Below are 15,689 nucleotides of genomic sequence, written 5' to 3'. Positions count from 1 at the left end.
TCACAGCATTGACTGAGCCAGACGTGAGTGGAGGATGCCCCAATTCATTTTTCCCATGTTAACTCGGATTGCTAAACCCATCGGCGATCGCCACACCACCTATACAAACCGAGGCAAATAATCACTATATAAATCGCTTCTGAAACAAATTCTCTACACACAAATCAGCAGCTAATCAATAGATTCATCAATACTCTTCCTAACCTTTTTAACCTTCAGCAAAACCACAATAGATATGCCAAAAACGATAGATCAGCCATCTGCCATAGCTTTATCAAAAGGATTAAGTAATTAGACTCACGCAAAGTAAAGTAGTGTAAATTTATGATATCCAAAACAACGGTTTCTCATAAATAGCTTAGGGAAAATAATGTATCTATGAACAAATCACTTTCTAATAGGTGTATATTCCTATTTCTCACAAGTTATTAATACTTAAAACTCTTAAAATCCCTTTCAGACAAGCTATTCAAGCAAAAAACTACCATATTTATTCGGACCTGAAATTAAGTTCTGTAACCATTCTCTAAGCTTTACAGAAAATTTATTTATACTAGGAAACACCAAAGGCATCCGCACAGTTTTGTAGATATTAGCCAAGATGCCTGACTAATTTTTTACAACTGAAAAAAATCCCTCGGAGGGGACACTTTATATGAACTTCTCATCGACTCGCAGCTGGGACACATCTTACTTTTCAATTTTTCTCAAGAGCTTTTTAATCTGGAGTTTTACACTACTTGTTTGCTTACTAGTTGTCGGTTTTCCAATTGTCGTTTTAATGATGACTGTTGGTTCTTTGATGGCAATTGTATTGCAATCGGTACTACCGGTTAGCGCGGTGCTAGTTGTAGCTGGTACGATTATCGGCGGCACATTGATGAGTATTTTCTTGGCAGCTGGAATGCTTACAATTAAAGGCGTACATCCCCAGGAAATGAGTTGGTTGAGTTGGCTCCACGGAAAAGAAGTTGTGGCATCTGAGTCGGTGTATGCAGCTTGTCCCTTAACCTGCGAATTGACTTAGGTATATCTATCCCACATGTTTGGCTAGAGCCTAAATGTATAAGTTCATAAGTATTGATTGAAGTGATATCAAGAAAAACCTGGTAGTAATACCAGGTTTTTTATTTATGCAACCATCGAGTCGAATAATTCAGTCCCCAGCAACGTAAATTTAGGGGCAAGACCCAAATCACAATTTATGATGAGACAAGGGTTGGCTTTAGACAGATATGCAAGCTGGAGGCGATCGCCCCTCCACCAAATAAATTTTTGTCGATACCCCCGAAGATGATGGAGATACATGCAGTAAAAAATGATGACAAGTGACGAGACGAGGATCAATCGCTACACATCAGTCAATATGCCTCTGGAGAGGGACTTCTCTCTGGCAAAATTAATGATTTAAAGAGCCTCGGAACATGTCTAAAAATTTATAAAGACAAGATTAGCTTTTTTCTAATTGAGGCTGGGGATATGATATGTTACGTTACATAAATTATGCTCATAAAACTGATTGTTCATCCTAGTTTTGTGTCAGTAGGAGACCCCTAAAATATGCTCACTCTTAAAATCGCTGTTTACATCACGGTTATTTTCTTCGTGTCCTTGTTTATTTTCGGTTTTCTATCTAGCGATCCCACTCGTAACCCCGGTAGAAAAGATTTTGAATAGAAATTCGTAACGCACCTCTTTATTGAGGTCATGATTTATAGGCGTTCGATCAGTGAGGTTTGTCTTTGGGCAGCCTCGTTTTTTATGCCGATTAATAATCAAATTCGGTATGCTATTGAGAACACAGAACGGTGACGGAAGGTTTTGGGAGATGATCGCAAAGGTATTAGCTTGCTTGGCGCTGGGACTTTGGGTTGCACCTCGTGCAGTCAGTTTGCCGCCTCCAGAAGATTTGCCGGAAGAAGTGTTACGCACTGAGATTGTGACGGAAGCGCGATCGCCGGAAGATGGCTCTGTCTTAACAGCAGCGGAATATGCAGAGGTACAAGCAGAAATTGCAGAACGAGAATTTCCACCGACCGTCAATGCAGACCTTCAACACACAATCTTTTTACTCCGCGTTCTAAAGCTATTTAACGCAGTAACACCTCTTTAATTATGTTTTCTTGATAAAGTCAGCATTTTTGCCGATTCCAGAATTAGACAAGTCTGTACAATAACGACTATGCCATTATGTCGCTTTAGTCAGCCTTAGTGGCGATCGCCCCCGTGGGAAATTATTTTGTCTCTGCCTTCGCCAGATTCCAACTCATCTCCGAAGAAAATTCTTATTGTTGACGATGCCCGCACCAATCGTTTAATGCTGAAGCGGATATTGGCCTTACTGAAGTTTGAGGTTCGAGAGGCAAAAAATGGTTTAGAGGCGATCTATCAATGTTCAGCATGGCAACCAGATTTAATTTTCATGGATCTGATGATGCCGGAGATGAATGGTTTAGCCGCAGCAAAAAAAATTCGGCAGGGAGTACAAGGTAATCAGGTGATTATCATTGCCTATACAGCTGGCCCTGAGGCAGATGAAACACAGATGTGCACCATCCCTCCCGGCTGTAATGACATCCTATATAAACCGTTCAAAATTAATGACGTGATTTCTTTGCTTAATCACTATCTCAATATTGAAATCTCTGTTTAGAGTAAGCGGTGAATGACGAAAGTGAGACCAGCCAATGTTTATTCGTGTTTAATAAGCGTGTATCCATCCGGTATTCTCCCAAAAACCTCGCACTAAAATAGAGAAAGCAACTGTCATTGCGTGGTGGGAACATGAAATCAATTAGCTATCTCGGCATCGCTCTCTGCTTAAGTCTGTTGGCTTTTGGCTGCGATGAAGCAGAAAATACATCAACAACGACGGATCCATCTCAACCAACAACGTCCGTGAAAGATACGGAGCGACCGGAGGGCATTGCAGATAAAGAAGAAAATAAGACGCTCACACCAACAGATATAACACCACCCAAAGTCGCACCGCCTTCAGCGACGAAATCTGCGGAGGGAAAATCGAACGATCCTTTAGCCGTGCCCTCAACAACTCCGCCTGCCGCTGTTCGTTCAGTGCCACAGAATGTGCCGAATGTTAATCCACTTGAAGACAAGAAAAATGAAAGTGTGGCGATCGCCCAGACATTTGACAATCCAGATGTGAGCGACACCATTATTCCGTATCTAATCGCTAATAAAAATCAAATTGGTGCTTGTCAGGATATTAGATACGAACCAGAATTTACGCAATCGGCGTCGAATGTTTATCGTGTCGGAGAAAATCAATACCTCGCCCATTTTGTTTGTGGTTCCACTGCATATCAGTCGCTCCAGGAATATTATCTCTATGAGCAAACGACCGATGCGCCATTAATCACCGTTTTACCTATCACCTATCTCTATACCGATCTCAACGGCAAACTCATCGAAGAATCTGAACGGGCGATCGCCGGCTATTCTGAGTATGATCCAGCCACACAAACCATCAATATTTTCACAAAAGGGCGAGGGTTAGGAGATTGTGGGAGCTTGGGATTCTATCGTCTCGAAGGTTCGCAGCTAGTGGTGAATCGATTCCTCGCAAAAGATGAGTGCGATGGCAACTATATTGACCCCATCAATTACCCACAGGTATACCCCCAATAATCACCCAATTATTCCCAATACTCCAGTTGCAAGAAAGTGGGGCGATCGCCTGCTCCTCCTAATTGGTGGAGTAGAGATGAACATCGCGTTGTGGGAAAGGAATACTGACTCCAGCGGCATCGAAGCGTTTTTTTACAGTTTCAGTGAGGCCAAAGTGAATCGTTAAATAATCCTTACTTTTGATCCAAACTCGCATCGTAAAATTAACACTACTATCGGCCAGCTCTGACAATTCAATTTGAGGAGTAGGCTCACTCAAAATACGTTTATCTGCCTCTGCAATCTCCCGCAAAATCTGTTTTGTCTGATCAATATCAGCCTCATAACCCACACCAAAGATCAAATCGACTCGTATCTTTTGCTTCAAGCTAATATTGATGATTTTGTCGGCATAAATGGCGCTATTTGGAATAATTACCGTTTGATTATCAGGCATTCGAATAGTGGTCGTCAGAAAGGAAATATCTTCCACAAACCCTGTTGACCCCGCAATAACCACCAGATCATCAACGCTAAAAGGCCGGAAAATAATGATGAGGACCCCAGAGGCAAAGTTGGTAAGCGAGCCTTGCAAAGCCAAACCAATCGCTAAACCAGCAGCACCTAAAACCGTTAAAAATGAGGTGGTTTGGACTCCCACCCGCTCTAGGACAGCAACAATGACGAGAACGATGAAAGCAACATAACTCAGATTGACCGCAAAGCTGGTGAGCGTGGAATCAAGACGGGTTTTTATGAGGAGTGAACGGACGCTTTTTTTGACCCATCTTGCAGTCTGTAAGCCGATGAAAAGAATCAGTAAAGCCGTAATCAGACGGATCCCAAAGGTCGTCAGAAACTGGATAATGAGATCAATAGAGTTCTGCATTTTTGTTAGAAATAATCAAAAAATTTAGAGGTTAATTATTTTAAGTTATGGATATAATCACCACCGCGATGTAAGTTATCACGGGTAATGTTAATAGAGAAGAAAAGCTCGAAGGTTGTTGATCATCAGACGTAAGAACCTTAGTTGAGACAAAAAACAGCAGCCCTATCTATAAGATCAGGACTGCTGTTAAGCATATCGGCAAGGCGATCGCCTCATTAAGCTGACAGATGATTGTTAAACGATGGCAGGTGATGCAGCCATACGAGGATTCCAACGCGATCGCCGTTCTTCGATATGCATTGTCTCCTCATTTTTCTTCAGGTGGCGTGGGCTACTTTCAAAGGAGAGAGACGAAGGCATTTCCTCTAAACCATACTCATCCTGAATGAAGGTGATGGTGCTTGCATAGTCTGGCGAGAATAGCTCTGCCTCATTTTCCATCTGTGTTTCAATCCCCTGGGAACGACGCAGCGCCGCAGAGAACATGCCAGTGCCATCGTCAAAGAAACGCTCTGTGGTTTCGCCGTAGGTTTCATAGGGGTAGAAAGATAAATCCTCAGGTGCTTTTGTTGCGACCCAGGAGACATAAGCCCAGAATTCACTGAAAGTTCCAAAATCATTAGCAGAGCGCATCATCAGCAATAGCCAGTGATCTTCGGATTGGTAATAGTCATTGATTTTTGCGGCGAAGGAGCGGAGGTGTTCCTGCTTAAACCACATGTGGTGCGGCACAAAAGTCCCGGTGATGTCGGTGGCGGCCTCAACGCTAAGCACAGAGTTAATCCAGGTTTCCCACTTCGAAACGATCGCCGGATTACCGTAGGCATTGTGTTGGATGAGCGCGAAAGAGTAATCGAGCTTTTCGTCCTTCTTCTGGATTGCAGGCCAAGTCTCCACTGGCAACAAGTCACTATCCCAAACGAGATACCATTCACTCAAATTTTCAATGCCTTCAAACGCACCCAATTTGAGGAGCTGCTGGTAAAACCAACCGGGGTTATAGAGGGATTGTCCGAGGTCAATTTCTGCACAAATTTTGTCTTTATCCAGACCTAAGGTTGCAAAGAATGGCTCTTCGTCATGGACTGTCAGTGGGGCGATCGCCCAATCAGTTGCAGCATCTCGAAGATCTTGCGCACCAGCTTCGGGCGTAATGATGTGAATATGACGGGGCTTATAGTGAAATGTGAGTCCTTCCAAGACAGCCCTAGTATTCCAGCGCATCTGGAACAGTGGAATCACGATATCAAACTCAGGTTGCATAGATTTTGTCCTAACTTAAAAGAAACAGTTGATAAAACAGGCATAGCAAAATATAAAAGCGTAAATCCCCTCGCGGTAATCTCTCTCAAAGAGAGGATCACCAGAAGGGAATTTAAACTATTTTTCACTCAGGCGATTTTGAATGAACAGGTGATCGCCAAAAAATAAACAGTTACTAGACCGATGCGAGGGGCTGAGTGCCATTCGCTTCTGTGGGAGCCGCTTCCTCAAGCTCAAGAGGTCTCATAGAAACAGTCGACGGATCCTCTAGACCCACATCACTACAGAGCGGATCAATTCCGAGACCACCGCGAGGATACTCATCACAAATAACCTTATACTCATCAATTGCGGCATAAAGATCATCCTGAGACAGTTCATTGAGATAAGCACATTGACCAATCTCATTCTTCGGTAGAGGAATCGCCAAATTCTGACCGCGCTTCTGGTAAATTTTTTCTTGAGAAGACCACAACGTCTCTTTATTGAGCATGATGTCATGCCACAAACTCAAACCGAAGGAACTAATCAAACGCATAACCCGGTGCATTTGACGTTCCGAGAGCCAACCCAACTTGTAGCTCATGTAGGCACCGAATCCCATACCAATCGCCACCGAATGACCATGGAGCAGACCTGCCTCGATCTCAAAACCAGGAGACCAAGTGTGACCATAAGCATGAGGACGACATTGATGCGTCTCATACATATTGTCATACTCAGCCGCGACATAACTCCGCAGCGCACCACCTAAAATCTTTTGGGATAGATCATTGATCTCATCTTCTTCGTGACAATTCACTGTGCCAAAGCGAGTCGTGATTAAATTAGGACCAGCCAATTCCAACTGACGGAATAGCTCAGCATCCTTAACTACCGCCATCTTGACAATTTCGATAATGCCGTGGCGCAACCATCCCTCATGCAAACTCTTGAAGAAAAAGCGATCAGTAATAGACAAGACCGGAGGATGGTACGCACCAAAGAGATTTTTATAGCCGAAACCATCACAACAGGTTCGAGGAGAAGGCCCCGCATCGATACCCGCCACAATAGAAGTCGAAAGCATTACATAAGGCGTATTTCGGTGATAAAGCGCACAAGCTAAACCGCCAGTATCCGCAAGAACACCACCACCAACAATTAGGACAGGCTCATTACGAGAAACCCCTAGACGCTTGAAATCACCGAGCATCTTCTCAACAGTATGAATCCCCTTATCTACTTCCATCGCGCGATAGATCAGCTTATCGAGGGGAATACCATGGTGCTCGAAATAGGCATCAAGCTGCTCACTGTAATATTTCTCGACATTCTCATCAACGAGGCAAACGCAACGATCAAGAGAAATGTAAGTATCTCGAAGCAAAGTTTGCTCAGGATCTAAAATCTTGTCGACCAGACGAACTGAAGTAAAGGTGCTTGTACCCACCACAGCTTCAATTACACGGTCATCATCAGTACTCTCCACGAAGCCGCGACTTTCACGATAGCTCGATGTTGGGAAAATCGCGTGGGGATGAGTCTCAACTAACTCAGCAGCAAGCTCTTCATAAAAAGATGCCTGCTCAGTTTGTAGAAGACGATTGAGCAACTTAATCGAACCGAAGTTGGACTGGTGAATGCGGTTTGCAAACTTGTACCAGCTCAATCCTTTTGCCGGATCAAAGGCTGTAATCATCTCTGCAAAAAAGCCAAAGAAGCGACTGAGGGAGAGATTCAAACCACTTCTGAGATTACGGCAGGCAGAGATCCCTTCTACCGCGCCAGCAGCAGCAATTTCAGCACCAAGGTCTTGGCTGAAAGCTGGGCTGTGGATGAGGGATACTAGTAGCTCCTTGAATTTGCCACTCGCACAAACGGCTTCGATTGACTCTTCTAACTTTGTCTGGGAAAGGAAGTCTGTTTCAAACTCCGCAATAAAGGTCTGGATAGCTTGTGTCGTCTTACTCATGACTTAATTGTGAAGAAATGGCTTTAAAACTGTTATTAGAAGCGTCTGCGCTTAAGTTTTTTACTTAAATCAACACAGCATTTTTACTTCGATAATCCTGAGTTTAATTTTTTTTTAATAATCTTGACTGTCGTGATTGATACTAATCGCTTTAAGAAAGGCTATTGTTCAGTTTATTCTTTCTTTATTCTCAGCTAATCATGACTTTTAGAACCTTATATATGTACTGTCTTAGCTTTGGCTTTGAGATAAAAAAATTTGCTTATTTCTTAGCCTTAGTTTGATTCGATGGGATTGGAATGAGCTTCTTTAGACGTCAATGCTGTATCCCTGCAATCTCTAGCTCTATGATTTATTTGGGAGATCTCTCCTCCTAAAAAGCTAAAGGTCTCCATATACAGGAGTTTCAGGGTATGGAATGTGATGTGGACAACAAAATTGAACAGAAAATTGATTTGTTTATTCAGGCATTTTTAACTTGCAATCAGGTTGATGCTGAAAATTTGTTTGTATTTCAGAAGAACTCCATTCAGGAATATGAGCAACTTATTAATACTCAAAATAATTTGCTATTTGTTGCAGCTCTAATGGAATGTCTTAGGAATAAAAAAATAACTGCATTGTTTAATCCGTTGTGGTTATCGGAAAAGCAAAAAATAGTAAAGAGTCAGTCAAAAGTTTTGTCATCTCTATCAATAGATATAGATGTATCTAAACCAAAGTTAGAGGAGGAAGCTGTTTTTTTGATCCCTACAGGTGGAACTTCAGGTGAAATCAAGTTGGTGATTCATGACTTTTTGAGGATTTCAACTTCGGTGTCAGGTTTTCGTAATTTTTTTGGGCTGGAGCGAGTGAATTGCTTCTGTGTTTTGCCGCTTTACCATGTGAGTGGGTTTATGCAGGTGATGCGATCGCTGTTGAGTGAAGGCAGCTTTTATTTGGGGGATTATGGCTCACTGAAGCGAGGCATTTTACCGGAAGGGGATTTCTCTGATTTTTGTATTTCGCTTGTGCCAACTCAGCTTCAGGTTCTGTTGGATGTTTGTCCTGAATGGTTGCAACAATTTCGGTTGATTTTGATTGGTGGTGCTCCGGCTTGGCGATCGCTCCTGGAAAAAGCCCGAGAGTATCAACTTAATATTGCGTTGACATACGGCATGACTGAAACTGCATCGCAGGTGGTGGCGCTGAAACCAGAAGATTTTCTTGCAGGAAAGAATTGTGCGGGACAGGTTCTTCCCCATGCCAAAGTGAATCTTGATGAGGATGGACTGATTTCAATTGAAGCGAAGTCTTTGTTTCACGGTTATTATCCGGAGTTGCGTGGCGATCGCCCCTTTGTGACGGATGATATCGGCTATTTCGACGACGAAGGTTTTTTGCATATTGTCGGTCGCAAAAGTCAGAAGATTATTAGTGGTGGTGAAAATATTTATCCAAATGAAATCGAGGCCACAATTCAGGCGACTGGAATGGTTTCGGATGTGGCGGTTTGCGGGATGCCGGATGAATATTGGGGCGAGGCAGTAACAGCGGTAATTGTGCTGAAATCTGGAGCAACGTCTGAAGAGGTTAAGACGGCGATCGCCAATCGATTAAGTCGCTATAAACTGCCTAAATTATGGTTATGTGTGTCGAAGCTACCGCGCAATGCCCAAGGCAAGCTAAACCGAACAATACTGCGGGAAATGATTGAAAAAGACTATCAGTCCGAAGAAAGCTGATTTTTTCTTGTAGATTTGTTAAGGAATCGTAAAGTATTTACTACAGCCCACGATGACAGCTCTAAGCTCCGCCCATATCAATCCCAGCTACGCCCAGAAACACCCGCTACGAGTTCTCGCGTTTGGCGACAGTCTGGTTTATGGCTTTGGAGATCCGGTACGAGGTGGTTGGGTTGATCAGCTACGTTTGCAGTGGATGAGCAGTCAACCAGGTCATATTCTCTACAATCTCGGCGTTCGGGGCGACACAGTAAAACAAGTGGGCGATCGCCTAAAAGCAGAATTTCAGCAGCGCGGCGAACTCCGCAATAAACAGCCTGATTTGATTATTTTGTCCGTCGGTATAAACGATTCAGCGCGGTTAGGTCGTCTCGATGGCAAGAATTACACTGAGTTCTCAGAATACAGCCAGCATATCGATAAATTATTAGAAGAAGCTCAGGCCCTGTGTCCCGTGATTTTTGTGGGAATGGTGCCTATTAATGAGAGCAAAATGCCATTTGTTGATTGTTTTCACTTCAATCACGCCGACCAACATCGCTACAAAGAAGTCACAAAACAGGCGTGCCAAAAGCTCAATATTCCTTACTTCGATGTTTTTGATCTCTGGATGAGTCGTGGTGAACATTGGATCAATGATCATCTCAGTGCCGATGGTCTCCATCCCAACACAGATGGCTATAGTGTGCTTTTCCAGGACATTATGAATTGGCAGGCGATCGCCAAATTAAATCAAATCGAATTTACGCCAGACTACATTACTATCCAATAGAAAGACGTACCTGCCCTAATTCTTCGGTATAGTAAATTCCCATAATTTAGCCACATTAAAAAAGTCGGATATGTGAATAAACCCTACATTTCAATCGAAAGATTGAGGTCATTCTTTATCTTTAAATAACTTGTTGTGTCTATCGTCATCATTTCCTTGTTTTGACCAAAGGACTGGCAGATGAAATTCCCAGTAGCATTGCAATGGTTGATTGTCCCTATGGGTTTGGGGATAGGCATGCCCGTGGCTGCACAGCCAATCACACCAGCAAATAACTCAGATACAACAGTCACCCAATCTGGCACGCAATTTGATATTGGCGGCGGCATGTTATCTGGAAAGACAACAAACCTTTTTCATGACTTTGGAAGATTTGGTTTAGACCAAGGGCACAATGCCATTTGTTGATTGTTTTCATTTCAATCATTCGGATCAATATCGCTACAAAGAAGTCGCAAAACAAGCTTGCCAAAAACTGAATATTTCCTATTTCGATGTTTTTGATCCTGGATGAATCGTGGTAAACATTGGATAAATGATCACCTGAGTGCCGATGGTCTCCATCCCGGCGTTGGTGAATTGAGGTATGAATCTATGAGGGTCGAGGGATAGGAACATCCCAGAACTTGAGATAGTGAATCAGCAATCGAATCGAATGCTCTAACATTTCCACAGACTTTGAATAACATAAGGTCTTTCGATGGAGTCGAGCGAGATAATGCCGCAATCGAGTGTTCTCTCCTTCGACTCGAGTCATATAGGTCTTACTGACAATCTGGTCCCCATCGGGTACAAAGATGGGATAAACTTTCCAGCCATCTGTGACGTAAAAGAAGCATCTCCAGAGACTAACGATTGCCCATAGTGGCTTGAATGTCTCTGCACTTCTGTCACCAATAGTCCAAGCAAGAATACCTGGTTGAAAGTGGTCTACTGCTGTCCAGAGCCAGACCTTGTTTTTTTAGCACCGACGAATGTTTGAAGTTCATCGAGTTCCCCGACCTGAGGCATCTCTTCCGGTTCATAAGCATCAGGCAGCAATGCACCGACTTGTTTGACCCAAGTGATGACGGTAGTGTGGTGCACTCCTTTCACCCGTTCAATGGCTCGAAAGCCCATACCGTTGACATACATTTTGAGGCATTCACGTTTGAAGGCATTTGAGTAGCCGAGCTGACTATAGTGGTCGATAAACTGACGACCGCAATCTACACAGATGTGATTCTGTTTGCCTTTTTTCTTTCCGTTCTTACGGATATGAGTAGATTGGCATTCTGGACATTCCATTGAGTCAACAACCTCCATTCATACCTCTATTCTGCAACGCCTCCATCCCAATACAAATGGCTATAGTGTGCTTTTCCAGGACATTATGAATTGGCAGTTGATCGCTCAACTGAATCAATTAGATTTTGTGGCAGACTACCAGGCTTATCAAAAGAAAAATCAGTCTGGTATTTGCTAAATCTGAGAATCAGACCAAATCCGATAAGTAGAGTCTGCAAATAAAATAGGAGGGTAACAGGAATGTGAAAATTTTCCTGTGAGACTTATGCTCAGTCTTTACTGCTTCTATTGCCTCTATCGATTCGCCACTGAGCACTCATATATAAGGTAATTCACGGAGAAACGATGAAGTTTACGTAAAAAACTGTCCTAACTGCTGTGCTCTAGCTGATACAAGCAAGAACTACGATAAGATACATGATATTTGATTTTTATTGAGCCACTGTTTTTCAATGACTTCTAGTATCCTCATCCGTGTGTACGCCTTTCCCCTTTTACTAGCAAGTCAAATAGTGGCAGCTCAAACGGTTAATGCCGTTGAAGTTTTTACAACTACAGATAATGAAGCAAAACTATCTGAAGAATCTAAGGTTCAAGAACCAAAAGAGATGCAGATCGCTCAAGTGGAGGACGTTACAGAAACAACGGTAGTCAAGAGCAATTTGGGCGCATCTTTCACAACTGGAGAGGGAGTCGGTTACAGTAGCTCTTTCGGAAGTATCAATGGTTTTGTACCGCTGTCTCAGGAGCCAGGCAGTCGGCTTTGGTACTTATATGGTCGTGCGAATCTAGATACAGAAGATTCCGAATTTAGTAGCAATACTGTACTGGGTTATCGTGAATATTCTCCGGCTTTAGATATTGTGTTTGGCGGTTATGTTGGTCTGGATATCCGGAATACAACTAACGACAATACGTTTAATCAAATTGGTCTCGGTTTTGAAGTGCTAGGCGAACCTTGGGAAATTAGGGCAAACGGTTATATTCCTGTGGGCGATCGCCGCGATATTTTGCGAGAAGGAACAGCAACTATTACAGATCGAACCTTTGTTGGTAATACCCTCCTCTACAGTGCTGCCCAGACCAATCTCTACGAAGAATCTTTGATGGGCTTAGATATTGAAGGAGGTCTCCGCCTAGCAAATTGGAATGGTGGAAATCTCAAAGGTTATCTCGGTCTGTATTTATATGATGGACTCAGTGGTTCAGGCTTCGTCGGTTTAAGTAGTCGTTTACTCGCTGAAATTTCGAACAATTTCAATGCTGGTGTTTCCTTAAAAACAGATAGCGAATTTGGAACGACCCTAAGCTTTACCGTAGGTGCTTCTTTTGGTGGTAATGCCTCTGCCCGTAAAGATCAAACCCCAGAAGAATCCGTTATTGCCCGTCTCGGCGATCGCCTGCTGCGTCAGAGTAATGTTTCCATTCGCGAAGAATTTAGTACGGTTGCAATTGCCAATAATGCCACTGCAATAAATCCCAAGACAAGCAAACCTTGGCATTTTATCCATGTCTCCCCCAATGGAAATTCCGATGGTAGCGTAGAGGATCCTTTTGGCACAATCGACGAAGCTCTTGCCTCCAACCCGCCAGACAATGCAATTATTTATGTTGCAGATTTTGCTGAAGCCCAGGGGTCTTTTACCCTGCCCGATACCATACAGGTGCTTTCGACGGGACCAGAACAGTTTATTCCCATTACTGAACTAGGCTCAATTCAGCTTCCCAACTCTGGTAGTGGTTTATTTCCGGCCATCACAGGGACAGGAAATCTCGGTAATAGTAATACTATCGCTGGTTTTTCTTTTGAACCCATGGCAGATGAAGCAGCAATAATTGGATCTGGCATTACAGACACAACTATCCGTAACAATGTTTTGGCATTTTCTGGGTCGATAGGGGAGTCTTTAATTACTATTTCTGAGGGAGTAGGAACGATCAATATTTTAGATAATCGCTTTTCTGGCGATTCTGACTCTCTTCTGCGGATATCATCACAGACTGAAGTTCCTAGTAGTCAAAATAGCGATATCACTATTTCTGGAAATACTTTCAATTCTCTAAGTGAGGGGTCTGGTGATAATGGTGTTACAGTTGCAACCAATAGCAAATCAGATATCATTACCATTTCAGATAATACCTTCTTGAATCTTGACACTGGGATAACAGTAGCGAATTTTCAAGATACAGGGAAAGTAACTATCTCTGACAATATTATTACAGGAAATTCTAGTTCTCAAGCTATTACATTTTTAAACTCTGGTGCAACAAGTGCAGTATTGCAAGAGCCTGATCTGATTACTAATAGAGCATTAAACCTGATGATTTCTGGCAATACAATCTCTGGTTTTGAACAATCTATTGCTGGTTCATTCAATGCGAATGGTCGTCTCATATCATCAGATATCATCATCAGAGACAACACTATTTCCGAAACCATAATAGGTATTAATATTATTGAATTGAGTGCTAATGAAGGTAAGCTCACAAGTAACCTTACACTTTCTAACAATAATATTTCTGGAACTCAAATTGCTGAGACTGAAAACGGCATCCTAGTTTCTGGAAGTAGTAGTTATGGAGGTGACTTAAGCAGGAATGTCACCATCTCTGGCAATACTATTTCGAGCGTATTGAACGGCATTAGAGTGGGTGATGTCACAGTTGTCAGCAATGATCCCACAGACCTTGAGCTTGCACAAAAACCTGCTGCTTTAAACAGCAGCATCACTATTTCAGAAAATAACATCACCAATTCTGGTAGTGGGGTTCAGATTGCTTCTGGTGCATCTGGAGAGAAAGCAACGGCTTCACAGACTATTTCTATTGAAGGTAATAATTTAGATATTGCAACGAGTACTATTAGCGGTAATATAAGCCTTTCCCCAAGCGTCTTGTATATATCTACAAATGCTGCTGAAGGTGGCACCATAAATTCCACTATTGACCTTGAAAACAATCAAATATCTCTAGAATCAACATCTGATAGATCTGGTATTTTGATCGATAATATAGCGACATCAAAGACTGATAATCAAACAAGTATTGATTCTAAGATTGCGATTTCTGGTAATACTGTGAGTGGTGGTGATGCTAGTGTTCAAGTCATTGAACGATCTGGTGTTAGCAACCCTTCATCATCTCAAGCTCTCTATGGTTATTTGGATTCTGACGTTGAAATTTCTAAGAACATTCTAACTTCAGAAAGAGACGAGAGCAATTTGATTTCCTTTGATATTCAGTCTGCGTCTAATGCTGAATCAGAGTCTAAAATCGTCATTTCTGAAAACAACCTGACGAATACAGGCTCAGGGATTGATATCGCAATAAATGTAAGTGATGAAGCTGATGCTTCCGGAAACATTACTATTTCTGATAATAATATCAACAATAGAGATACGGGAATCAATATCACAAGAGAAGTAAATAATGACGGCAATATTTCTGATGAAATAACAGTTTCTAGGAATACATTAATTAGTAATAATGGTGAAGGAATAGCACTCTCAGTATCGGCTTATAGCTATGGAACTACTACTACGAATGCAACCATCTCGAGCAATACTGTAATGAGCCAAGAGGCTGGCATTAATTTTGATATAGAATCAAATGCGGATGCTGAAATTTCGAACACAGCAAATATTTTAGATAATACAATTACAGTTACTTCTAATTCTGATGACGGCATAGTCATCAGTAATGACATTGGCGCAAGTCCGGATGATAGCGCTTTCAGTGTATTGGAGACTATCATTTCAGGAAATACTATTAATCCTGGTGGCGAAGATGGTATTGAAATAAGTAATACTGGTGCTGAAGACGCTGATGGCGATCAGATCGACGGCATTGCAGAGGCGAATATAATCATTACTTCTAATAACATTTCAGGTGTTTCTGATAATGGCATTAAGATTTATCAAGAGAGCGGGCAGAAAATTTGTGTCAGTTTGAAGGATAATACCGTTACAGATATTGGTGAAAATGGGTTTAATCTGTCGAATATTTATGGTGATTTCTTTATTGTTGATAAGGCAGGCCTTTTAATGAATAATATCGGAGATTTTGACCCAGCAGATATCATCGTAAATGCTGATTTCAGAACTGTTTCAAGTTGTCCTGAGCTAAGTAGTCCCTAGTAGAAAACATTACTTTAAATAAATTTTAAGGGAA

The 15,689-nt window shown here is 42.2% G+C and carries 13 protein-coding genes; 9 read left to right on the top strand and 4 right to left on the bottom strand.

Annotated elements, in window-relative coordinates; genetic code table 11:
* Positions 1 to 655 precede the first annotated feature (655 nt).
* From LEPTO7376_RS00610 to LEPTO7376_RS00595, 5 genes are all read left to right on the top strand, one after another.
* Positions 656 to 1,027 carry a hypothetical protein gene (locus LEPTO7376_RS00610; protein WP_015132357.1) on the top strand — a complete coding sequence of 124 codons (372 nt, stop codon included), beginning with the start codon at positions 656 to 658 and terminating at the stop codon, positions 1,025 to 1,027.
* A 533-nt stretch (positions 1,028 to 1,560) separates the two neighbouring features.
* Positions 1,561 to 1,677: a photosystem II reaction center protein I gene (locus tag LEPTO7376_RS24175; RefSeq protein WP_015132356.1), complete on the top strand. Its 117-nt coding sequence runs from the start codon at positions 1,561 to 1,563 to the stop codon at positions 1,675 to 1,677.
* A gap of 109 nt (positions 1,678 to 1,786) precedes the next feature.
* Positions 1,787 to 2,113: a hypothetical protein gene (locus tag LEPTO7376_RS00605; RefSeq protein ID WP_264308949.1), complete on the top strand. Its 327-nt coding sequence runs from the start codon at positions 1,787 to 1,789 to the stop codon at positions 2,111 to 2,113.
* Between the two features lie 126 nt (positions 2,114 to 2,239).
* Entirely contained in the window at positions 2,240 to 2,653 is a 414-nt protein-coding gene (locus tag LEPTO7376_RS00600; RefSeq protein WP_015132354.1) for a response regulator, read from the top strand.
* A gap of 131 nt (positions 2,654 to 2,784) precedes the next feature.
* On the top strand, positions 2,785 to 3,648 hold the full coding sequence (locus tag LEPTO7376_RS00595; RefSeq protein WP_015132353.1) for a DUF1176 domain-containing protein: 864 nt from the start codon (positions 2,785 to 2,787) through the stop codon (positions 3,646 to 3,648).
* A gap of 58 nt (positions 3,649 to 3,706) precedes the next feature.
* On the opposite strand, the gene LEPTO7376_RS00590 is transcribed toward LEPTO7376_RS00595, so the two are convergent.
* The 3 genes from LEPTO7376_RS00590 to LEPTO7376_RS00580 all read right to left on the bottom strand — a co-directional run bounded on the left by LEPTO7376_RS00590 (position 3,707) and on the right by LEPTO7376_RS00580 (position 7,736).
* Complete coding sequence (locus tag LEPTO7376_RS00590) at positions 3,707 to 4,516, bottom strand: mechanosensitive ion channel family protein (RefSeq protein WP_015132352.1); 810 nt, start codon at positions 4,514 to 4,516, stop codon at positions 3,707 to 3,709.
* Between the two features lie 237 nt (positions 4,517 to 4,753).
* Positions 4,754 to 5,782: a DUF6492 family protein gene (locus LEPTO7376_RS00585; protein ID WP_015132351.1), complete on the bottom strand. Its 1,029-nt coding sequence runs from the start codon at positions 5,780 to 5,782 to the stop codon at positions 4,754 to 4,756.
* A gap of 175 nt (positions 5,783 to 5,957) precedes the next feature.
* Positions 5,958 to 7,736 (bottom strand): sedoheptulose 7-phosphate cyclase, encoded by a 1,779-nt coding sequence (locus LEPTO7376_RS00580; RefSeq protein WP_015132350.1) that lies wholly within the window; start codon positions 7,734 to 7,736, stop codon positions 5,958 to 5,960.
* Between the two features lie 413 nt (positions 7,737 to 8,149).
* Here LEPTO7376_RS00580 and LEPTO7376_RS00575 point away from each other — a divergent pair, with 413 nt between their 5' ends.
* The 3 genes from LEPTO7376_RS00575 to LEPTO7376_RS00565 all read left to right on the top strand — a co-directional run bounded on the left by LEPTO7376_RS00575 (position 8,150) and on the right by LEPTO7376_RS00565 (position 10,640).
* A complete protein-coding gene (locus LEPTO7376_RS00575) occupies positions 8,150 to 9,460 on the top strand; it encodes an AMP-binding protein (protein WP_015132349.1) in 1,311 nt (436 codons plus the stop codon).
* Between the two features lie 52 nt (positions 9,461 to 9,512).
* Positions 9,513 to 10,232, top strand: a complete 720-nt coding sequence (locus tag LEPTO7376_RS00570) for a GDSL-type esterase/lipase family protein (RefSeq protein WP_015132348.1) — start codon at positions 9,513 to 9,515, stop codon at positions 10,230 to 10,232.
* Between the two features lie 180 nt (positions 10,233 to 10,412).
* Positions 10,413 to 10,640: a hypothetical protein gene (locus tag LEPTO7376_RS00565; RefSeq protein WP_041763064.1), complete on the top strand. Its 228-nt coding sequence runs from the start codon at positions 10,413 to 10,415 to the stop codon at positions 10,638 to 10,640.
* 184 nt (positions 10,641 to 10,824) lie between these two features.
* Here the strand turns inward: LEPTO7376_RS00565 and LEPTO7376_RS24170 are convergent.
* Positions 10,825 to 11,519 (bottom strand): IS1 family transposase gene (locus tag LEPTO7376_RS24170; protein ID WP_015132314.1). Its coding sequence is split into 2 segments (ribosomal slippage): positions 10,825 to 11,195 and positions 11,195 to 11,519, totalling 696 coding nucleotides; the frame shifts between segments, so codons are not numbered across the junction.
* Positions 11,520 to 12,031: 512 nt separating this feature from the next.
* Here LEPTO7376_RS24170 and LEPTO7376_RS00555 point away from each other — a divergent pair.
* Positions 12,032 to 15,655, top strand: coding sequence for an inverse autotransporter beta-barrel domain-containing protein (locus tag LEPTO7376_RS00555; RefSeq protein ID WP_041763062.1), 3,624 nt, complete (start codon positions 12,032 to 12,034; stop codon positions 15,653 to 15,655).
* Positions 15,656 to 15,689 lie beyond the last annotated feature (34 nt).

It is taken from the genome of [Leptolyngbya] sp. PCC 7376 (assembly GCF_000316605.1).
Classification (GTDB): domain Bacteria; phylum Cyanobacteriota; class Cyanobacteriia; order Cyanobacteriales; family MRBY01; genus MRBY01.
Note: the sequence above shows the minus strand (reverse complement) of the source record. Positions and strands in the feature narration are given on the sequence as shown.

Excerpts from the sequence above, each read along its gene's own strand:
- LEPTO7376_RS00610 (WP_015132357.1), top strand. The coding sequence starts at position 656 with ATGAACTTCTCATCGACTCGCAGCTGGGACACATCTTACTTTTCAATT.
- LEPTO7376_RS24175 (WP_015132356.1), top strand. The coding sequence starts at position 1,561 with ATGCTCACTCTTAAAATCGCTGTTTACATCACGGTTATTTTCTTCGTG.
- LEPTO7376_RS00605 (WP_264308949.1), top strand. The coding sequence starts at position 1,787 with ATGCTATTGAGAACACAGAACGGTGACGGAAGGTTTTGGGAGATGATC.
- LEPTO7376_RS00595 (WP_015132353.1), top strand. The coding sequence starts at position 2,785 with ATGAAATCAATTAGCTATCTCGGCATCGCTCTCTGCTTAAGTCTGTTG.
- LEPTO7376_RS00590 (WP_015132352.1), bottom strand. The coding sequence starts at position 4,516 with ATGCAGAACTCTATTGATCTCATTATCCAGTTTCTGACGACCTTTGGG.
- LEPTO7376_RS00585 (WP_015132351.1), bottom strand. The coding sequence starts at position 5,782 with ATGCAACCTGAGTTTGATATCGTGATTCCACTGTTCCAGATGCGCTGG.
- LEPTO7376_RS00580 (WP_015132350.1), bottom strand. The coding sequence starts at position 7,736 with ATGAGTAAGACGACACAAGCTATCCAGACCTTTATTGCGGAGTTTGAA.
- LEPTO7376_RS00575 (WP_015132349.1), top strand. The coding sequence starts at position 8,150 with ATGGAATGTGATGTGGACAACAAAATTGAACAGAAAATTGATTTGTTT.
- LEPTO7376_RS00570 (WP_015132348.1), top strand. The coding sequence starts at position 9,513 with ATGACAGCTCTAAGCTCCGCCCATATCAATCCCAGCTACGCCCAGAAA.
- LEPTO7376_RS00565 (WP_041763064.1), top strand. The coding sequence starts at position 10,413 with ATGAAATTCCCAGTAGCATTGCAATGGTTGATTGTCCCTATGGGTTTG.